Origin of the sequence: Aeromonas simiae (assembly GCF_014892695.1) — a bacterium.
GTDB lineage: Bacteria > Pseudomonadota > Gammaproteobacteria > Enterobacterales > Aeromonadaceae > Aeromonas > Aeromonas simiae.
The window spans coordinates 899,703-920,189 of sequence record NZ_CP040449.1 but is presented as its reverse complement, the minus strand read 5'-3'; the positions used below and the strand labels follow the sequence as shown (position 1 = coordinate 920,189).

Below are 20,487 nucleotides of genomic sequence, written 5' to 3'. Positions count from 1 at the left end.
GATGGGCTCCCTTTTCTTTTCGACCCCTTGATGCGGCTCGCCACATGGAACGCGAGGGCGAAAGCCCTGTGCGGCGCCGCCGCATCACAAGCCCCCAGCCACAGGCTTGAGTGCGTCGACCAAAGGGCTGACAACCCCCCGTAGCGGCAATTCCGCAGGGATTGAGTTGCCCGGCATCGGTGAAAGAGCCTGGCCGAGCCCCCCACTGAGAGTAGGGCGACCTTGAGCCCACTACGGCCATTGCCTACAATGGCGCACTTTGCATCCACAACAGGTAATCACCATGAGCGACAACAAACCGGCCCTGCCGGATCATCTGGCGGCCAACCCGCGCAGCCCGCACTATGTGGCCGAATGCTTCGAGCACGAGATCGGTATTCGTGTGAACGGCAAGGAGCGCACCAATGTCGAGGAGTACTGCATCAGCGAAGGCTGGGTGAAGATCCCCTCCCCCAAGGCCAAGGATCGCTACGGTAACCCCATGCTGATCACCGTCAAGGGTAGCGTCGAGGCCTATTACCTCTGAGTCTTTGGTTCAGCACAAAGAGCCAATTAGGCCAGGGCGGCGCGCCACGTGAAGGGAGTGTCCCCAGCGGCCTCCTTAGACCATAAAAAAACCTCTGCCATGAGCAGAGGTTTTTTTATTTCCCGGCGCTAACCGGTTCAAGCTGCTCGCGGCGCGGCGATCAGCAGGCGCGCACCGAGTCGCGGGTCACTAGCCGCCCATGCAGCCGGATCTCCTTGTGCAGCACCTCCCGGCCCTCGCCTCTGGCAATCAGGGCCTGGGCGCACTCGCGGGCAATCTGCTCGACCGGGTACTCGATACAGGTCAATGCCGGTTGCAGGACGGCCGAGAGCGGGCTCCCCTCCAGCGTGATGAGGGAGACCTCTTCAGGCACCTGGATATTGAACTCTCGCAGCAACTGCATCGCCTCGGCGGCCTGCACGTCGTGCTGCACCACCAGGGCGGTGAAGGGTAGATAGCGGTTGAGCAGACCGAGCAGGGCCTGGGCGTTGCCCTGGGCATCGATCACCAGTTGCTGGTTATAAGGCAGGGATTGCTGTTGCAGCGCCTCCTGATAACCGCGCAGGATCTGCTGGCCAGTCGGAGAGCGGCGATCGTCGAGCAGCAAGGCTATCTGGCGATGCCCCTTGCCAAGCAGGAAGCGGCAGGCGCTCTCGCAGGCAAAGGTGAGGTCGTAGCTGATCACCCCCGCCATATCATCGAGCAGCAGCAGGCGCTCCTCATCGGGCGGGTTGACCATCAATCCGATGCCAAGCACTGCATCACAGCGCCCACCGAGCAGCTCGTCGAGCGCCTGTTGCTGGGCCTCCTCGCTGTCAGCAAAGCGCAGCAGCAGGCTCTTACCGGCCTGGGTCAGCTGAGATTCAAGCGCAGGCAACAAGGTGGTGAGCAACTGATGGCTCTGGCTGGTCAGCAGCAGACCGATGCAGTCGGTTGCCTGGGTCGCCAGCGAGCGGGCCAACACATTGGGGCGGTAGTTGAGCTGCTCGACGGCCTGCAATACGGCTAGGCGGCTCTCTTCACGCACACCGCGCGAGCCGCTGAGCACCCGCGAGACGGTCGCCTTCGAGACATTTGCCAGACGTGAAACATCGGTAATATTCGCCATGGAGTGATTCCGGTAACCGGTTTACAACTTGTTTCATCGTACCAGATCCCCCACCGACGGCCAATGTGATTGGCCGATTTATCAACAGGGTGACCGCAGAAAAGGGGTTCAAAAGAGGCGAGGGATCGCCACGCCATGCAACGGGCCTCCCACCGCAGGAAAGCGGCAGAAGGCCCAAATGAGTTACTTGAGCAGGATGGAGGTCTGCTGGAGCCCCCCGTTGCCATAGACGATGTCGTTGCCGCGCGGCGAGAGATTGATGCTGCCGTAGTCGTAAGACATGTCGAGCACCTCCTCGGCGCCGGCGCCATTTCCCTTCCAAGACCAGGCAATCCAACCGACCGACTCGTCCTGCGCCTTATTCAGCAGGTAGTAGTGATCGACGTTGTTGGGTGCCTGGAAGCGCTTGTCACCGAACTCACCGAACAGGAAGGGCAGGCCCTGGGCCTTCATCTGGGCGATGGCGGCATCGATCTCGGCACTGGTGTCCCACAGCCAGTGGTAGGCGTGCAGGGAAAACAGCAGGTTCTTCCTAACATCGGCCCCCAGCAGCTCGCTGCCGCGCCCGGCGAGGAAGCTCTGCACATACTGGCCGCAGTGGGCCGCGTCGATCACCAGCGGCATGGTGTAGCCACCGTCGCGCAGCTGCTTGATGAGGCCCTTGTAGGTCGTGACGAAGTCCGCGTAATGGTTGGTGTCCTCCCCCCACTCGTTGGCGATGTTGAGCAGGATCTTGCCCTGGTACTTGGCATCCTGCATCACCGCCTTCCAACTGCCGAGCCACAGCGAGCTGACGGCGCTTTGCAGCGGCTGCGGGTTGCTCTGGCAGGTCACGTCACTCTCCCAATACATGGGCATGGCGACCATGTTGCGTGCGACGATGGCATCGAGCGCACTACGCAGCTGCTGCGCCGTGGTGCTCTTGCGCAGTTGCAGGCGCACCAGGTTGGCGCCGGTATTGGCGATCGGCGTGATGGCGGCCAGCGCCGCCCCTGGGTTGTCGCCGTACTGCAAGTTGATGCCACGGGCGACAAAGCGCTGGCCAGTGGCGGAATAAAGCTGGCCCTCTTTCACGTACATGTCGCCGCTGCCTGGGGGTGGTGTGGTGCTGGCCACCTTGCAGCTTTGGTTGTTCTCCCAGCCCCAGCCGTCGCCATCCGGATCGCTGGCGGCCGAGGCGCAGGTCGGGTAGCTGGTCGAGCCGCTCGCCACCTTGCAGCTTTGGTTGTTCTCCCAACCCCAGCCGTCGCCGTCCGGATCGCTGGCGGCCGAGGCGCAGGTCGGGTAAGTGGTCGCGGCCTGGGCCAATGGGCTCAGCAGCAAGGCGGGGAGCGTACAGCAGCCAAGCAGCATGGCGGCGATGATTGTCTTGTTCTTCACGTATCTATCCTTTTGTTTATCCACGGGATAAGCGGTCATTCCATAACCTGGACAGCGATACCGCACGACGCATTGCCACGGCATGATGGAAATACACCACCGGTGTTTTATCCGGGACCGGCAGGGCCGCCCACAGATAATCAGGGCCCTTGTTGTGATGGATCTTGCTGGGCAAAAAACGGCCACCGGCTCACGCTGGCAGCCCTATTGATGGTCAGTGGCTCGTCACCTTGATCGATTTCACGAACATATAGCCCCAGTCATTGGGCGCCTTGCCAAAGCTGATGCGGTTGCTGCCCGCTTGCAGCGTCACCGGGATCACCTTCTCCTCACCGACCTCACTGGTCTGGGGAAAATCGATCTGCTGCGGCTCGCCCCCATTGATCACCAAGGTGTTCTTCTTGCCGCCCCACTTGGCGTTGAAAAAGAGGTGCAGCCGGTATTGGCCCGCCTTGGGCAAGGTCACCGTCCAGGTCACCTTGTCCCCCTCGCTAGCAAACGGGCCGAGAAAGCCGTCGGCACCGATGGCCAGCTGATCCTTGGGGCTGGTGACCACATTGAGCAGGCCCTCCTTAGCCGATTGCTCGGCCAGCACCTCCTGCGCCATGCTCGGCACACTGAGCAGCGCCGCCAGCGCGGCCCCCATCAACACGCGTTTCTTCATTTTTGGCTCCTTGGCTAAGCGAGGTGGGCATAGCCCCTCGCCGCGACAAAACATAAAGCGGGCAGCACTGGGGCTGCCCGCCTTGCATTACTGCGCTATCACCTGAATGGATTTCACGAACATGTAGCCCCAGTCACCGGCGAACTTGCCAAAGCGGATCTCGTTCTTGCCCTGCTTGAGCTGCACCGGGATCACCTGCACTTGGCCGGCCTCGTCGGTCTGCGGGAACTCGATCGGGTAGCTGTCGCTGCCGTTGATGACCACGCTGTTCTTCTTGCCGCCCCACTTGCCGTTGAAGTGCAGGTGCACGTTGAAAGCGCCGGCCCAGGGAGCCTCGACATGCCAGCTTATATAGTCGCCCTCGTTGGCAAACGGGCCGGCAAAACCGTCCGCCGCCACGGCCAGTTGGTTCTCGGCGCTCTTAACCACATTAAGCGCCCCCTCCTTGACACCGAGCACAGCCGAGCTGAACGCGCAGTAGCTGGCCGGCAGCTCGCCATTGGCCTTTGTCACCTGCACCTTGATGGACTTGGCGCTCTGCGCCAGGCCGTCATCGGCGCTGAAGGTCAACTGGTACTCGCCAACCTGGGGGAACCAGGCGCGGGTTGCCGCCTGATCGGCGTGGCAGAAGTGGGCCTTGAGGGGCCCGCTGCTACGCCAACCCACCTTGACCTGCGGGGTCGGCAGTTGGTCGTCGCGCCAGGCACCGTGTAGCAAGACCCCCTGATCCAGCGTAGTGGTGAGATCGCGCCCGGCCTCCACCACCGGCGGCTGGTTCTGCTGGGTGTGCTTGATTGCGATGACGTTGGAGGGCTGGGACACCCCAGACTCGTTCTTGGCGATGACTCGGTAGTAGTAGGTCTGGCCCAAGGTGAGGGAGCGGTAGTCATCGCTAAACAGGCTCATCTTGCTCGGATCCCACTCGTTGCGACCGTCCGAGACATCCTTGCCGACCCGGCTCCATGGCCCCGTGGCGGTAGGGGCGCGCTCGATGTCATAAGCCCGCCCCACCGGCGCCCCCATCCAGTTGATGGCAAACGGCGAGTGGCTCTGGCGCAGCACGGGCGCATCCGGTGCCGGCAGCGCCGGAGCCTGCTCAAGGCCGGCCATCTGGGCCGAGGCCTGGCGCACCAGGTTGACCACCTCCATCTCCTGATTGGCTTTCCCCTCGACCGGGAAGCCGGGCAGGTGATAGCTGTAGTGACCCGTGTACTCCTTGTGCCAGTAGAAGCCGCCATCGTGGCGATGGCCGCGGCCCCCCCAGATAAAGCCTCCCGCCGCCTTAGCGCCATTCACCTCGCTATGGACGATGGACTGCATGATGTGATTGAGATCTTGGTGATCGAGCAGACCAAACTCCCCCACCAGATAGACCTTCTTGCCAGCGATGGCCGCCAGATCCTTTTTCACCTGATCCGGGTGGTTATTCCCAGCGTTGGTGTAGTAGTGGTTGCTGATGATGTCGACGTTCGGATCCTTGAGGGAAAAGTCATTGATCTTCTTGTAGGTGCCGTCGATGACCAACTGGTGCGGGGCGAGCTGCTTGATCCAGGCCGCGGTCTGGGTCAGGAAGGCCTCGTTGGTGTTCTCCAGCTCGTTGCCGGTCTCCCAGGCCATGATCGCCTTTTCGTCGTAGTAGTGACGACCGGTGACCGTGTTCTTGCGGGTGATCACCTGGCGGATGATGTCCCGATAGGCCTGATAGGTCTTGCTCGAGGTGTTGTAGAAGTCGTCGGCCTTCTCCTTGTAGAAGGCCGCTAGCTGCTCGCGGCCCCCCCACCACCACCAGTGATCGATGAAGGGGAGGATGAGGCGCAGCCCCTGCTTGTCGGCCTCGGCAATCATGTTGTCATAGACCACCATGGCCTTCTCGTTGAGGCGTGGCATCCCCTCGGCCGTGGCGGGCGCCAGAATGTGGGTCTCGCGGCCGCACGCCTTGTCACTCTCTTGCTCCACCGAGAGGACATAGACCCGCTGGGCCTTGGCGCCGGTCTGCACCATGGCGCGGATCCAGTTGGCTTGCTCTTCGGCAGTCGGCCACTTGAAGTACTGGCCCCAGCCGCGCGGGTCAGCCTTACACACGCCGCGCGCATCATCCTCGATGCGGTGCAGCTCGGGAGCGTGAATGCCGGCGAAGCGAAACGCCTGCTTGCCATCCATCAAGGCGGCGCCATCACGGGTGATGAAGTGCTCAAAGTGCGAGGGGGCGGCCAGGGCGCTGCCCGCCAGGGCTGACAGCACACACAAGCTCAGGGTATTGAATAATGCGCGTTTCATGCTTGCTCTCCTTAGAACCACACTTCGCCCTGGACACCGAAGTTCCAGGTGCTGGTCTTGCCGCTGCGCGAATAAGCGCCGGCCGAGAGGGTGCCCGTGCCCCAGTCGTAGTTACCGTCGATGGCATCGGCCACATCGCGGTCCCACTTGGCATAGGTGGCGAACAGGCGCAGTTGCGGCCGGCTCCAAAAGCCGGAGTCGAAGGTCAGGGTCGGTGCTATGGTGGCCTTGGTCATGCCGCCCTTGCCCTTGCTCCCCTCCACTCCCTTGAAGTTGTCGTCGTCGAGGTACTCGTAGCCGACCTCATACTGCATGGCGAAGTTCTTGGTGATCTGCTGCATCGGACGCACGCCGGCCACCCACATGCTGCGGCCCCAACCGCTGTCATCGCCGGTCCACCAGCGGTAGTTACTGTCTTTTTGATAGAAGGCGAAGGTCGAGACGTCCCAGCCATTGCCGAGGGAGGCCATGCCATCGAGCACCAGGCGCCAGGATTGGGTGTCATCGAGGTTGGCCCAGCCCCAGCCATTCTTGCCAAGGGAGTCCCCGGCCGCCAGGCCACGGCCAAACTGGGCGACGATGCGCGAATAGCCGCCGCTCAGGCCATAGAAGCCGTCGAGGTGATAGATACCGGTGATGCCGTAGCCCTTCTCGGCGCTCTGCTTCCAGCCGTTGCCCTCGTTCTGGTTCATGTGGTGAGCGACCAGTTGCAGATCGATGGGGCCGCCGCCCAGCTTCTTGAACCACAGGTTGAGGGAGTAGTCGTCCGGGTAGCCCTGCTCATCCTTGTCGTGGGGATAGCGCTTGGCCTCGTCGCTCGGGGTAAAGGCATACAGGCCAACGTCAAACTTGGCAAAGCCGAGATCGATGTTGTCGGCCCCGCCGCCAGTACCGTTGTACTGGATGTACTCCCAGTCAAACTGGTGGCTGGAGGTGTTGGAGCTGCTGTAGCGCTTGCCGCCCCAGAACACCACGTCCGGCGCAAAGTCGAGCTTGGTCAGCTGGGCATAGGCCTCGCGCACCTGGATGTCATGCCCGTCATCATCGACACAGTTCCAGTCGGCGGTGCAGTCGGTTTCGTGGGTCAGGTTGGCCTGGATCTTGGCCACCGGGCCGGCGTCGGAGGTGAGGGTCACCTGGGGGATCAGCTCAAGTTTGGTGTTGTCTTCATTGCCAAGGCGCCACTTGCCGTCTGGCATCAGGCTGACGGAGTCGACCCGGTTGCCGTCCTGGTTGGCCAGTACGCCGGAGCGCACATAGCCGTGCATGGCGAAGTCGTACTTTTCTGCCAGCGCAGTGCCACTGAACATGGCCAAGGTGAGCAGAGACAGAGGCATGATTTTGTTTATGTTTTCCATTTTTTCTTCCTTTTTATAACGTCCAACTGAAGTGGCGTAAGCCGCGCCGCACCACCGGTAACGCTCCCCTGCGGGCAACACATCCCCGCACGGTGGCGCGGCACCATGTCCTTTCTGTGTGGTTGAGAATCGCCCCGCAGGGCGATGGCATTGCTAGCGCTGTGGCAGCCAGGCGGCGCCGCGCACCCCGCTGCTGTCACCGTGCCGGGCCGGCAGCAGCCGGGTCAGGCAGCGGTCGGTGAACAGCCAAGGGGTGATAGCGGCCGGCAGATCCTCATAGAGGCTCGCCACGTTGGAGAGGCCACCGCCGAAGACGATGACGTCCGGATCGAGCAGGTTGATGACGCTCGCCAGGCTGCGCCCCAGGGCGTGGATGAAGTGGCCGTAGTGGGCCTGCGCCTCGGCATCTCCCTCTGCGGCCGCCATCAAGATCCCCTGCGGTGACAGGCTGCGACCATGGCGCTCGACGAAGCGCCCGGCAAAGCCGGTGCCCGAGACGAAGCGCTCGATGCAGTTGCTGCGCCCGCAGTAGCAGGGCTGAGCCGGGCCATCAAACTGGGGGGTATAGCCGGGCAGCGGATTGTGCCCCCACTCGCCGCTGATGGCGTTGGGGCCCACCAGCAGGCGCTGGTGCGCCACGATCCCACCGCCGCAGCCGGTGCCGAGGATCACCCCGAACACCAGGTTGGCGCCGCTGCCGGCGCCGTCGAGCGCCTCGGAGAGGGTGAAACAGTCAGCATCGTTGGCCATCCACACCGGCTGACCGAGCGCCGCCTCCAGATCGGCCTTGAGCGGGTGGCCGTTGAGGAACAGGCAGTTGGCGTTCTTGATACAACCGTTATCGCTGCGCACCGCGCCGGGCAGGCCGATGCCGATGCTAAAGGGGGCGCCGGCCTCCTCGGCAAAACCGCGAATAAAGCCAGTTACCACTTCGATAAAGGTGGCGTAGCCCTGCTGCGGGGTCGCGATGCGGCGCCGGCAGCGCTCGTTGCCAGCGGCATCGAGCAGCAGCCCCTCCATCTTGGTGCCGCCGATATCCAGTCCCAGTCGTAACATGCTGCGACTCCTTTTTCTGATCAGGCCGCCTGACGGCGGTAGATGTCGATGAGCTCGACCACCAGCTCCTTGGCCAGCATGGAGGTCATCAGGTGATCCTGGGCGTGCACCAGTACCAGAGTGACGGCGATCTCGCCGGTGCCCTGATCGGCCTCGATCAGCTTGGTCTGCACCGCGTGGGCGGCGTTGGCCGCCTCGGTGGCCTGCTTGAGCAGATCGTCGGCCTCACTAAACTGGCCCTGCTTGGCGCAGCGCAGCGCCTCGTAGCAGAGGCTGCGGGACTGGCCGGCATTGATGATGATGCCCATGACGGTTTCTTCGAGATCAAACATGCTGTACTCCTTGTGTTGCTGTCGGGGCCGGCTTAGAAGCCGCCGCGGCGCGATACGTCGGCGAACCACTCGCCGCTTTTCTTGATGCGGCGCTCGCCGCTTTCCAGATCAAGGCGGATGAAGCCATAACGGTTCTTGTAGGCATTGCTCCACGACCAGTTGTCGATGAAGGTCCACAAGTGGTAGCCGAGGCACTGGCACCCCTCGCCGATCCCCTTGTGTACCCAGCGCAGGTGGTCGCTGACGAAGGCGATGCGGTAGTCATCCTGGATCTGGCCATCCTCGCCGAGGAACTTCTCCTCCCCCTCGACCCCCATGCCGTTCTCGGAGATAAAGCAGGGGATGTTGCCGTAGTGGTCGCGCAGGTTGGTGAGGATGTCGTAGATCCCCTTCTCGTAGATCTCCCAGCCCCGGTGCGGGTTCATCTTGCGCCCCGGCATCTCGTAGTAGTCGAAGAACCACTCCGGCATGAAGGGGCTGGCGGGGTTGACCGCGTTGCTGCGCGCCTTGACCCGGCGCGGCTGGTAGTAGTTGACCCCGAGCAAGTCCACCTTGCCGGCGGCCAGCAGCGCGCGATCGCCCGGCTCGCAGGGCGGCAGCTGATCATATTCCCGCAGCAGCGCCACCAGCTCGCTCGGGTATTCGCCGCGCACCGCCGGATCGAGAAAGCTGCGGTTGAAGAAGAGATCGGCGATGTTGGCCGCCTTCAGATCCGCCGGGTGCTGGGAGCGCGGATAGGAGGGGGTCAGGTTGAGGATGATGCCGATCTGCCCATCCTGGCCCTGACTGCGATAAGCCTGCACCGCCTTGGCGTGGGCCAGCATGGTGTGATAGGCCACGGTGGCGGCGCGGCGAAAATCGACCACGTTCGGGTAGTGGAAGTCGTAGAGATAGCCCCCCTCCACCGGCACGATCGGCTCGTTGAAGGTGAACCAGTGCTTGACCTTACCCCCGAACAACTGGAAGCAGGTGGCGGCAAACTCGGCGAAGGCATCGACCACCTCACGGCTCTCCCAGCCCCCCTTCTCCTGCATCACCATCGGCATGTCGAAGTGGAACAGGTTGATGAAGGGGGTGATGCCGCGCGCCAGCAGCTCGTCGAGCATGGCGTGGTAGAAGCGCACCGCCTCCGGGTTGGGCTCACCCCGCCCTTCGGGCAGTAGACGGGCCCAGGCGATCGAGGTGCGAAAGCTGTTGTGGCCAATTTGCGCCATCAGGGCGATGTCATCGCGAAAGTGCTGATAGAAGGTCGAGGTATCGGCCGGGCCGACCTGCTGGTGAAAACGGTGCGGCTCGATGGCGAACCAGTGATCCCAGATGGTCGGGGCCTTGCCCCCTTGCAAGCTGGCGCCTTCGGCCTGGGGGGCAGATGAGGCACTGCCCCACCAGAAGGTGTCGGGGAAACGGTACTGCATGATGATTCTCCTCTGGGCCGCCCCACAGGGCGGCCGGCAGCAATGGGGATTAACGGGCGTTGGCAGTGGCCATGGGGGCGCTGACGGCCTCGTCATTCTGGTCGTCGGCCTCCTGCTTGAGCAGGGTGCGCTCATAGGCCTTCAGGAACGGGTAGTACATGACGGCGGCCGAGCACATGCACAGGACGCTCATCACCGCCGGACTGATGGCCCAGTTGGCGGCCCAGGAGGCGCCGATGGGGCCGGGGGTGGTCCAGGGGGTCAGCGAGGCGACGCGGGCGACCAGCCCCAGATCGAGGGCGAACCAGGCCAGGGTGGCGTTGATCATCGGCACCAGGATGAAGGGCAGGAAGAACACCGGGTTCATCACGATCGGGGCCCCGAACAGGATTGGCTCGTTGATGTTAAACAGGCCGGGCACCACCCCCATCTTGCCGATGGAGCGCAGGTGCGCCGCCTTGCTGCGCAGCAGCAGGAAGGCCAGCGGCAAGGTGGAGCCAACCCCGCCGATCAGCAGGTAGTGATCCCAAAATCCTTGCAAGAAGATGTGCGGCAGCGCCTCGCCGGCAGCCATGGCGGCCTGGTTATTGGCCAGGTTGGCCATCCAGAACGGGTTCATGATGCCGGTCACGATGAGGGCACCGTGGATGCCGGCAAACCAGAGGATCTGGCACAGCAGCACCGCCAGCAGCATGGCAGGCAGCGAGTCGGAGGCCGCCACCAGCGGCTCGACCAGCGACATGATGGCCTGCGGCAGGATCATGCCGGTGCTGCTCTCGATCAGCAGGTTGAGCGGATGCAGGGTCAGGATGATGACCAGCACCGGGATCAGCACCTCAAAGGAGCGGGCCACACCGGTCGGCACCTGGGGCGGCAGCTTGATGGTGACGTTGCGGCGCTTGAGCAGAGCGTACATCTCGGAGGCATAGATGGCCGTCAGCAGGGCGGTGAAGATCCCCTGACCCGAGAAGTACTGCATCGAGATAGCCCCCTCCTTGACCGGCGCGGCCACCAGCATGAAGGCCATCAGGCAGAGCAGGCCGGTGGTCACCGGATCCAGCCCGTTCTGGCGGGCCAGGCTAGCGCCGATGCCGACCGAGATGAACAGGGTCATCAGCCCCATGCTGAGCTGGAACGGCAACAGCAGCTGGGTCTGGTAGGTGCTGGCAAAGTCGAGCCAGGCACGGGCGAAGCCCCACTGGGTCTCCGGCGAGAAGGGCGGGTAGATGAACACCAGCATGAAGCTGCCGACAATCATGAACGGCAGTGCGGCGATGAAGCCGTCGCGGATGGCCTGGATGTACTTCTGCTGCCCGAGGCGTCCGGCCAGGGGGCTGATCTTCTGCTCGATCAGTGAGACGAAGCGGTCGTAAAAGGTACTCATGGACTCTTCCTTGTAGTGGTAAGCAAAATCAGCCGATCAGCGACAGGGCGTGATCCAGCACCTTGTCACCCCGTTGCATGCCGTAGTCGATCATGTCGATGACGGCGACCGGCACCCCGTGCGGCGCGGCGCGGCCGGCCAGCTCGGCCTGCATGTATTTCACCTGCGGCCCCAGCAGCACCACCTGGTAGTGGGGCATCTGGGCATCGAACTCGCTGGCACCGAAGGCGTTGATCTCCGCCGCTAGGCCACGTTTGGCCGCCTCTTCCTTCATCTTCTTGACCAGCAGACTGGTGGACATACCGGAGGAGCAGCACAGCATGATCTTGTTCATCAACGAATCTCCCTGAGTAGTAATGGACGATGAAATCACGGGGCCATTGAAACACAACGGAAACCGGTTTCCATTGTTTTCCGTATGCTTTGTGATTGAGATCGCTCAAGGGAAAGGCTTGACCATGATTTCTGTGAGGCGGATTGGAAAAATCGGAGCGGAAACCGAAGCGGCAGGATTGTTTCCAAGAAAAGAGGCAAAATGGACACACCATCGCCGTGGGGCCAGTGAGGACGTAAGAGACGAATGAACATGCAGGTCATGGGGATGCTGGTCAGCATCATCGAGCAGAGAATGGTGCCGGTGGCCAACTGGCTGACCCGCAGCCGCCACGTGATGGCCCTGCGCGACGGCTTTCAGTTGGCGATGCCCTTCATCATCGTCGGCAGCCTGCTGGTGCCGCTGCTCTATCCCCCGATCGCCCCCGATAACCTGCATCCGCTGGCCACCGGACTGCGCCAGCTCTCGCAACAGCTCACCCCCTGGCTCCACCCTGTCTACAGCCACACCACCGGGCTCATCGCGCTGATCATCGCCTTCGGCGCCTCGGCCAGCCTGGCTAAGGCCTACCAGATGCCGGAGCGGCTCAGCGGCCTGTGCGGCTGCGTCGCCTTCCTGCTGCTCATCGACTTTCGGTCGCTGCAAAGCGGGGTGTTTGGTTATCTCGGGGGGCTGGGCATCTTCACCGCCCTGCTGGCGGCCTTCTACACGGTGGAGGTGATCCGTCTGTTCCACCGCGCCGGCTGGATCATCTTCTTTCCCGACGAGGTGCCGCTGATGACCCGGCAGGGCTTTCAGCTCATCATCCCGCTGCTGTTTGTCACCCTCTCCTTGAGCCTGCTGCGGCTGTGGTTGCAGAGCCATTTCGGCATCTCGATGCCGGAGCTGATGGAGCAACTGTTCCAACCGCTGGTGACCGGCGCCGACACCCTGCCGGCCCTGCTCATCGCTCTGCTGGTGGCCCACCTGCTCTGGTTCATGGGGGTGCATGGCGCCCTCATCGTCAATGGCCTGCTCTCCCCTTTCTGGATGGCGGGGCTCAGCGCCAACCAGAGTGCGCTGATGGCGGGTGAGCCGCTGCCGCACATCTTCTTGCAGGGATTTTGGGACTACTACCTGCTGATCGGCGGCATCGGCACCACCCTGCCGCTGGTGTTCATGGCGATGCGCAGCCGCAGCCGCACCCTGCACTCGGTCGGCCGGCTCGGCTTCATCCCTTCCCTGTTCAACATCAATGAGCCGATCCTGTTCGGCTTTCCCATCATCATGAATCCGCTGTTCTTTCTGCCCTTCATCGGGGTGCCGATGATCAACGCCACCCTGGCCTGGCTGCTGACCCAGTGGGGCTATCTGGATCGCTTCGTGGCCATGCTGCCCTGGTCGATGCCCTCCCCTCTCGGCGCCGCCTGGGCGGCCAACGGCAGTTGGGCCAACGCCCTGATGGTGCTGGTCTGCATTCTCAACAGCTATGTGCTCTATCGCCCCTTCTTCATCGCCCACGAGCGGATGCTGCTAGAGCAAGAGACGGCGCGCCAGCAGCGGGCGAGCAGGGGTTAGCCACCGCCGGAGCCCTTTATCGATCTAGGCTCGGGAAGCTCAGGCTCACTTGGGGGAGCGCAGGGCGAGAGCCGAGCTGCGGGGAATGCGGGCTCCAGTGAGCCAGCGACCCAGCGCGTTTAAGAAGAGGTGACGCGCCTATCTCCCCGGCAGAGGAGTCAGACGCCAGATTGCAGCGCTTAAAACAGCAACCGCTAAAGTGCCAGTCACTAAGTGTCGCAGCGCTGAACTCATCGTCGCTCCACTCACTCCCCTCGCCCTAGCTCGCCTCGTGGCCGCAATTAGCCAGCGCTAGGCGACAGAGCAGGCGATCGAGATATTCGTGAGGTGGCAGCATGATGGCATGCCCGTGGGATCAGAAAGGGAGTGGGGTTTTACAACCTGAGGGGTGCTTGACTAAGGTCTATTCGCTTAACTGACCACAACAGGAGTGCGAACATGAAGCGAATCATTGTGTTGCTGGCGCTGTGCGCCATGGGGATTGGCGCGGCTCAGGCCGCTCCTATGCAAAGCTGCGCCGATCAGGCGGCTGCCAAGAAGCTGGCCGGGGCGGCCAAGACCAGCTTTGTCGACAAGTGCATGCGTACCCAGAATCAAGCCAGCCCCATGGCCCGTTGTGAGCAGGCCGCCAAGGAAAAAAAGCTCTCTGGCGCGGCTAAAACCAGCTTCGTCAACAAGTGCGTCAAGGATGCCGGTGGCCCAGGCATGGGCAATCACTGCGAGCAGGCGGCTACCGACAAGAAGCTGGCCGGGGCTGCTAAGACCAGCTTCATGAAAAAATGCATGAAGGACATGAAAGGCAGTTAATGAGCCGCCAATACAAACAAGGGAGCCCAGGCTCCCTTTCGTTTTTCTGGTAGGTCACCCGTTGAGTGCAGGCAAGCCCTCGTGACGGGCGGGCATCAAGTGACCATGCAAAGGCGCCAGAAACGTGACGCTGGGCAGGAAATGAAAAGGGGGATCCTCGCCCCCCTTCTCATGTGGCTGGATCACTCAGCCATTGCCAGCCCGGGCAAACCGCCCCTTGGCCTGCACCTGATAATGGCCGGTGGCTGCGGGTACAAAGGCCGACTGGCCCGGCTGCAAGCTCAGCGACGCGCCCCCCTGCACCAACGACAACTCGCCATCGATGGCCAGCAGCACCTCGGCGCTGGCGCTGTGCAGCTCGTGCTGCCCGGCCGGGTAGACGCTGAAAGTGAAATCCGGCACCGGTACCTCAAAGTGCTGCACCGCCCCCTCCATGCTGGGCGCCAGTATTATCTTCTCCGCCGGCGTGGGCTCGCAGCGGGTGCAAGAGAGTAGCTCCTCCACGTCCATGTGCTTGCCGGTCAAGCCGGCGCGCAGCACGTTGTCCGAGTTGGCCATGATCTCCAGCCCCGTGCCTCGGATGTAGGCGTGCGGCGTGCCGGCGCCTAAGTACATGGCCTGGCCCGGCGTCAGGGTCACCACGTGGAGCAGCAGCGGAGCAAACAGCCCCACGTCCCCTGGGTATTGCTCGAACAAGGCGAGCACCGCGGCGAAGGTCTCCTCCTCGCGGTGGGCCAGGGCAGCGGCGTGCAGTGCCGCGAGCGCCTCCTCTTTGGCATGCCCCTGCAAGGTCAGCAGGGCGCGAAAAAAGCCAGCCAGCCCGGAAGGGGTCTGCTGGGCGGCGAAGGCGCTGACCAAGGGCGCGAGGCTCGGTGCCGCTACCCGCTGGAACAGGGCGAGGATGGCGGCGAAGTCACGAAAGCCGTTCATTGCCTGATAGGGAGTGAGGGCGAACACCAACTCGGGCTTGTGGTTATCATCGCGGTAGTTGCGGTTCGGCGCGTTGGCGGCGAGCCCGGCGGCGTTATCGCGGGCAAAGCCGGCCTGAGCTTGCGCCTTGCTCGGGTGCACCTGTACCGAGAGAGCCTTGTCGGCACACAACACTTTGAAGAGAAAAGGTAAGGCACCAAAGCGGGCCACGGTGGCGGCGCCGAGAGTGGCCTCGGGGTGGGCGGCAATGAGGTCGGCCAGGCGAGTGGGTGCACCGTCTAGCTCGACCAAGGAGCAGCCGTTGGGGTGGGCGCCCATCCACAACTCGGCCTGGGGCACCCCTTCAGGGTTGGGTAGACCAAACAGAGTGGTGAGGGCAGTGCGGCTGCCCCACGCATAATCCTGAACCGGGTTGGTCATGCGGTAGAAGGGTGAGAGCGCGATCTGAGTCATGCGACATCCATGGCAAAAAGGTGATCGGCACACTCGGTACCGATGCAACGTGAAACAAAGGGAAACCGCTTTCCATTATAATCCGATCTGACGCCAAGTACACTAGCGAGCGTCATGGGAGGCTCTTTCTGCCACTCCGACTTCATATGCTACTGTTTAATTTCATAAAGTCGACGGAAGAAAGAGATGCGCATGGATAACCCACAAAAGGTGCCGATCCCTCCCCCCTCCCATGCTCTCATTGGTGACGATCCCGCGCTTAGCCTGACATCTAAGACCATCGGCGATGCCCCTTCTCTTGATGAACTCAAGGCCAGGCTGGTCGCCATCGAGCGCAGCCATGGCGTGATCGAGTTCACCGCGGAAGGCATCATCACCCGTGTCAACGATCACTACCTGAAACTGACAGACTATCCGCGCGAAGCCCTGCTCGGCCAGCATCACAGTCTGCTCTGCCCCCCCGACTATGTTGCCAGCGATGAGTACCGCCTCTTCTGGCAGCGCTTGCGCCAAGGCCAACCATGCAGCGGCCGCTTCCTTCGTCGTGGCCACCAGGGCCGCCACTACTGGATCCAGGCCAGCTACACCCCGCTCATCGGCGGCGATGGCCGAGTCAGCCGCATCGTCAAGTATGCCCACGATGTCACGCAGAACGTGGAGACAGAGCAAAAGGTGCTACGCCAGGGACAGTTACTCGACATCATGCTATCGGCTCAGGATGGTTTCCTGCTCGATCACAACCTCGCCGGCGCCTGTGACAAGCTCTTCTCCCGCCTGCTCGGGGTCACCGAAAGTGAATTTGGCTTCATCGGCATTGTGCAGGGTAGCGGCGAACAAACCTGTCTCTACCTCCCCTCCATCTCCAACCTCTCCTGGGATGAACGTACCCGAGCTTGGTACGAACAGCAGAGCCGCACCCGTGGAGGCCTCATCTTTAGCAACCTCAACAACCTGTTCGGCCATGTGGTGACCCACAACACTACGGTCTGTACCAACCATCCCTCCAGCCACCCGGCCAGTCGTGGTTTTCCCCCCGGCCACCCTCAGTTGCACTCTTTTCTTGGCATTCCCGTCACCTATGGGGGCAAGGCCATCGGCATGATTGCCTTGGCCAATCGCCAACAAGGTTACGATGAGTCAGTGATCCAACTACTCGAGCCGCTGGTCGCCACCCTCGGTACCCTGATCCATGCCCGAACCCTGGAAGATGAGCGTAACCGGATGGAGAGCGCATTGCGCTTTAGCGCCGGCCATGACTTTCTGACTCAGCTCCCCAACCGCAGCCTCTTCTTCGAGCAGGCCAGCGCTCTGTTCGCCGGCCCGCATCGGCGCAAAGCCGGTCGCCACTGTCTGGCGCTTCTCGACATCGATCACTTCAAGAGGATCAATGATGAGCATGGTCACCTGGTCGGCGATGCAGTACTCAAGGAGCTGGCCAGGCTGCTCCAAGAGACCCTGCGCGAACAGGATCTGGTGGCCAGAGTCGGGGGCGAGGAGTTCGCCGTGCTGCTGCACGACGTCACGCTGGCCAATGCCTACCAGACCCTGGAGCGGCTACGCAAGGAGGTTGACGGCCACCCGTTTTGCCACGAGTCACGACTCTTACACCTGACCATCAGCGCCGGCGTCACCCCCTATCACCCCACACTGACATCGGTCGATGACTGGCTACAGGAAGCCGATCACCTTCTCTATTGCGCCAAGCACAAGGGGCGCAACCGGGTCGAAAGCCAGCCATGAAAAAGGGCCCTTCAGGGCCCTTTGTTATCTGATTTGAAGATCAGATCTGGTTATGCTCGCTGCGCCCCTTGGTGAAGTAACGCATGACCAGCACGAAGAAGATGGGCACGAAGAAGATGGCCAGCACGGTGGCCGTGATCATCCCCCCCATCACACCGGTACCGATAGCGTTACGGCTGCTGGCGCCAGCGCCGGTACTGATCACCAGCGGCAGCACGCCAAGGCAGAAGGCGAGCGAGGTCATCAGGATCGGGCGCAGACGCTGACGCGAGGCCTCCAGCACGGCGTCACCAAGCTTCATCCCCTTGTCGTACAGCTCCTTGGCGAACTCAACGATGAGGATGGCGTTCTTGGCCGACAAGCCGATGGTGGTGAGCAGGCCCACCTGGAAATAGACGTCATTTTCCAGCCCGCGCAGGGTGGCGGCCAAAATGGCCCCGAGAACCCCAAGCGGCACCACCAGCATGACCGAGAACGGAATACTCCAGCTCTCGTAGAGGGCCGCCAAGCAGAGAAACACCACCAGGAGCGAGATGGCGTAGAGCGCAGGCGCCTGAGCCCCCGCCTCGCGCTCCTGATAAGAGAGCCCCGTCCACTCGATGCCCACCCCTTCCGGCAATTTCTCGACCAGCTTCTCGATGGCCGCCATGGCGTCACCGGTACTCTTGCCGGGGGCCGCCTCACCCACTATCTCCATCGCCGCCACCCCGTTGTAGCGTTCCAGGCGCGGGGAGCCGAAGCTCCACTCGGTCGTAGCAAACGAGGAGAAGGGCACCATCTGGCCGCTGCTGTTACGTACGTACCAGAGGCTGAGATCTTCCGGGTTCATCCGGAAGGGAGCATCGGCCTGCATGTAGACCTTCTTCACCCGGCCGCGATCGACGAAGTCGTTCACATAGGAGGAGCCCCAGGCCGACGACAACGTGGTGTTGATGTCGCTGATGCTAAGCCCCTGGGCCAGCGCCTTGTCGTAGTCAATCTTGATGTCGAGCTGCGGCGTATCCTCCATCCCGTTCGGGCGCACCCGCACCAGAGTCGGATCCTGCGCAGCCATGCCGAGCAACTGGTTACGCGCTTCCATCAGCTTGTCATGGCCAACGCCACCGCGATCTTGCAGATAGAAGTTAAAACCGGTGGCCGTCCCCAGCTCTGGGATGGAAGGCAGGTTAAAGGCAAACACCTGCGCCTCCTTGATGCTGAGCAGATAGCCCATGGCGCGGCCGATGATGGCATTGGCGCTGCGCGAGGCTCCCTGACGAACATCCCAATCCTTGAGCTTGATAAAGGCCATCCCGGTGTTCTGGCCGCTACCGGCAAAACTGAACCCAGCGATGGTCAGCACCGACTCGACGTTATCCTTCTCGTGCTCGAGGAAGTAGGTACGCATGTCGCTCAGCACGGTCTCGGTGCGCTCCTTGGTGGCCCCCACCGGCAGCTGCACCATGGACATGATCACCCCCTGATCCTCTTCCGGCAGGAAGGAGCTGGGCAGGCGAATGAACAGGATGGCCAGCACCACCAGCATGGCGGCATAGATGATGCTATAGCGGGCCCCCTGCTTGATCACCTTGCGCACCCCGCTCTGATAGCGCTGGGTGCTGGCGTCAAACAGACGGTTGAACCAGCCAAAGAAGCCGCGCTGCTGGCCAAACTCGCCATGCTTGAGCGGCTTGAGCAGGGTGGCGCACAGGGCCGGGGTCAGGATCAGCGCGACCAGCACCGACAGGGTCATGGCCGAGACGATAGTGAGCGAGAACTGCCGGTAAATCGCACCGGTCGAGCCACCAAAGAAGGCCATCGGCACGAACACCGCCGAAAGCACCAGGGCGATACCGACCAGGGCGCCGGTGATCTGATCCATCGACTTGCGGGTCGCCTCAAGTGGAGAGAGCCCCTCTTCACTCATCAGACGCTCCACGTTCTCGACCACCACGATGGCGTCATCCACCAAGAGGCCGATGGCCAGCACCATACCGAACATGGTCAGGGTGTTGATGGAAAAGCCAAACGCCGACATGACGCCGAAGGTGCCAAGCAGCACCACGGGCACCGCGATAGTCGGGATCAAGGTAGCGCGGAAGTTCTGCAAGAACAGATACATAACGCAGAACACCAAGATGATCGCCTCGATCAGTGTCTGGGCCACCTCCTCGATGGAGATCTTGACGAACGGGGTGGTGTCATAGGGGTAGACCACCTTGACGCCGTTCGGGAAATAGGCCGACAGCTCGTCCACCTTGGCCTGCACCTTCTCGGCAGTATCCAGCGCGTTGGCGCCGGTCGCCAGCTTGATCGCCAGGGCGCCGTTGGCCTGCCCGTTATAGAGCGCCTCGGCATCGAAACGCTCGCCATTGAGCTCAACTCGCGCCACATCCCCCAGACGAACCTTGGAGCCATCCTGATTCACCCGCAGCAGGATGTTCTGGAACTGCTCCACGGTGGAGAGACGGGTCTGACCCATGATGGTGGCGGTAAATTGCTGATCGGTCACCGCCGGGGTGCCCCCCAACTTACCGAACGCCACCTGAGCATTCTGGCTCTGGATGGCGGCCTTGACGTCATCAGGGGTCATCTGCACCCGATTAAGCTTGTGCGGATCGAGCCAGACGCGCATGGCGTACTGACTGCCGAACACGGTCACCTCACCCACCCCGTCGAGACGACTGAGGGGCTCTTTGAGGTTACTCACCAGATAGTCAGAGAGATCCTGACCACTCAGGGAGCCATCGGTGGAGATGATACTCATCACCATCAGGAAGCTGCTCGAGGTCTTCTCGACCCGGATCCCCTGGGACTGCACCTCTTGCGGCAACAGCGACATGGCCTGTTGCAGCTTGTTTTGCACCTGTACCTGGGCAATGTCGGGGTCAGTACCCGGCTGGAAGGTGAGGGTCACCGAAGCATTGCCCGATGAATCCGATTCGGCGGACATGTAGAGCAGGTGATCCAGCCCGGTCATGTTCTGCTCGATGATCTGGGTCACCGAGTCTTCCACCGTCTTGGCGGAGGCGCCCGGATAACTGGCCGAGATCCCCACCGCCGGCGGGGCGATAGTGGGATACTGGGCCACCGGCAATTTCAGGATTGCCAGCCCCCCCGCCATCATGATCACCAAGGCGATCACCCAGGCGAAGATGGGTCTGTCTATGAAAAATCGTGCCATTTG

17 protein-coding genes are annotated in these 20,487 nt (G+C 62.2%); 5 read left to right on the top strand and 12 right to left on the bottom strand.

Going from position 1 to position 20,487, the window contains the following annotated elements; all coding sequences use genetic code 11:
• Positions 1–283: 283 nt before the first annotated feature.
• Positions 284–526 carry a DUF3297 family protein gene (locus FE240_RS04400; protein ID WP_156991717.1) on the top strand — a complete coding sequence of 81 codons (243 nt, stop codon included), beginning with the start codon at positions 284–286 and terminating at the stop codon, positions 524–526.
• A gap of 160 nt (positions 527–686) precedes the next feature.
• Here FE240_RS04400 and FE240_RS04395 read toward each other — a convergent pair whose 3' ends face one another.
• The 10 genes from FE240_RS04395 to FE240_RS04350 all read right to left on the bottom strand — a co-directional run bounded on the left by FE240_RS04395 (position 687) and on the right by FE240_RS04350 (position 11,834).
• Positions 687–1,634 carry a LacI family DNA-binding transcriptional regulator gene (locus tag FE240_RS04395; protein ID WP_193003525.1) on the bottom strand — a complete coding sequence of 316 codons (948 nt, stop codon included), beginning with the start codon at positions 1,632–1,634 and terminating at the stop codon, positions 687–689.
• A 183-nt stretch (positions 1,635–1,817) separates the two neighbouring features.
• The gene (locus tag FE240_RS04390; protein ID WP_226798979.1) at positions 1,818–3,014 is read right to left on the bottom strand and encodes a carbohydrate-binding domain-containing protein; all 1,197 of its coding nucleotides are present in this window, start codon (positions 3,012–3,014) and stop codon (positions 1,818–1,820) included.
• Between the two features lie 214 nt (positions 3,015–3,228).
• Positions 3,229–3,678 (bottom strand): CBM35 domain-containing protein, encoded by a 450-nt coding sequence (locus tag FE240_RS04385; protein WP_226798977.1) that lies wholly within the window; start codon positions 3,676–3,678, stop codon positions 3,229–3,231.
• A gap of 87 nt (positions 3,679–3,765) precedes the next feature.
• Positions 3,766–5,955 (bottom strand): CBM35 domain-containing protein, encoded by a 2,190-nt coding sequence (locus FE240_RS04380; protein WP_193003522.1) that lies wholly within the window; start codon positions 5,953–5,955, stop codon positions 3,766–3,768.
• Positions 5,956–5,966: 11 nt separating this feature from the next.
• Positions 5,967–7,313, bottom strand: a complete 1,347-nt coding sequence (locus tag FE240_RS04375; RefSeq protein WP_193003521.1) for a maltoporin — start codon at positions 7,311–7,313, stop codon at positions 5,967–5,969.
• Between the two features lie 153 nt (positions 7,314–7,466).
• Complete coding sequence (locus FE240_RS04370; protein WP_193003520.1) at positions 7,467–8,369, bottom strand: ROK family protein; 903 nt, start codon at positions 8,367–8,369, stop codon at positions 7,467–7,469.
• A gap of 20 nt (positions 8,370–8,389) precedes the next feature.
• Positions 8,390–8,701: a PTS lactose/cellobiose transporter subunit IIA gene (locus FE240_RS04365; RefSeq protein WP_193003519.1), complete on the bottom strand. Its 312-nt coding sequence runs from the start codon at positions 8,699–8,701 to the stop codon at positions 8,390–8,392.
• A 32-nt stretch (positions 8,702–8,733) separates the two neighbouring features.
• The gene (locus FE240_RS04360) at positions 8,734–10,116 is read right to left on the bottom strand and encodes a glycoside hydrolase family 1 protein (protein ID WP_193003518.1); all 1,383 of its coding nucleotides are present in this window, start codon (positions 10,114–10,116) and stop codon (positions 8,734–8,736) included.
• 49 nt (positions 10,117–10,165) lie between these two features.
• Positions 10,166–11,500, bottom strand: a complete 1,335-nt coding sequence (locus tag FE240_RS04355) for a PTS sugar transporter subunit IIC (RefSeq protein WP_193003517.1) — start codon at positions 11,498–11,500, stop codon at positions 10,166–10,168.
• Between the two features lie 28 nt (positions 11,501–11,528).
• Positions 11,529–11,834: a PTS sugar transporter subunit IIB gene (locus FE240_RS04350; protein WP_193003516.1), complete on the bottom strand. Its 306-nt coding sequence runs from the start codon at positions 11,832–11,834 to the stop codon at positions 11,529–11,531.
• Positions 11,835–11,856: 22 nt separating this feature from the next.
• On the opposite strand from FE240_RS04350, the gene FE240_RS04345 reads away from it, so the two are divergent.
• The 3 genes from FE240_RS04345 (at position 11,857) to FE240_RS04335 (ending at position 14,198) form a co-directional block, all read left to right on the top strand.
• A complete protein-coding gene (locus FE240_RS04345) occupies positions 11,857–12,084 on the top strand; it encodes a hypothetical protein (protein ID WP_193003515.1) in 228 nt (75 codons plus the stop codon).
• Positions 12,081–13,391 carry a PTS sugar transporter subunit IIC gene (locus FE240_RS04340; protein ID WP_193003514.1) on the top strand — a complete coding sequence of 437 codons (1,311 nt, stop codon included), beginning with the start codon at positions 12,081–12,083 and terminating at the stop codon, positions 13,389–13,391. The genes FE240_RS04345 and FE240_RS04340 overlap by 4 nt, the downstream gene beginning before the upstream one ends.
• Positions 13,392–13,829: 438 nt before the next feature.
• Positions 13,830–14,198 (top strand): hypothetical protein, encoded by a 369-nt coding sequence (locus FE240_RS04335; protein ID WP_193003513.1) that lies wholly within the window; start codon positions 13,830–13,832, stop codon positions 14,196–14,198.
• A gap of 186 nt (positions 14,199–14,384) precedes the next feature.
• Here FE240_RS04335 and manA read toward each other — a convergent pair whose 3' ends face one another.
• Positions 14,385–15,581 carry a mannose-6-phosphate isomerase, class I gene (gene manA, locus FE240_RS04330; protein WP_226798975.1) on the bottom strand — a complete coding sequence of 399 codons (1,197 nt, stop codon included), beginning with the start codon at positions 15,579–15,581 and terminating at the stop codon, positions 14,385–14,387.
• A gap of 192 nt (positions 15,582–15,773) precedes the next feature.
• Between manA and FE240_RS04325 the strand changes: the two genes are divergently transcribed.
• Positions 15,774–17,321 carry a sensor domain-containing diguanylate cyclase gene (locus FE240_RS04325; protein WP_193003512.1) on the top strand — a complete coding sequence of 516 codons (1,548 nt, stop codon included), beginning with the start codon at positions 15,774–15,776 and terminating at the stop codon, positions 17,319–17,321.
• Positions 17,322–17,361: 40 nt separating this feature from the next.
• Here FE240_RS04325 and FE240_RS04320 read toward each other — a convergent pair whose 3' ends face one another.
• Positions 17,362–20,484 (bottom strand): efflux RND transporter permease subunit, encoded by a 3,123-nt coding sequence (locus tag FE240_RS04320; protein WP_193003511.1) that lies wholly within the window; start codon positions 20,482–20,484, stop codon positions 17,362–17,364.
• Positions 20,485–20,487 lie beyond the last annotated feature (3 nt).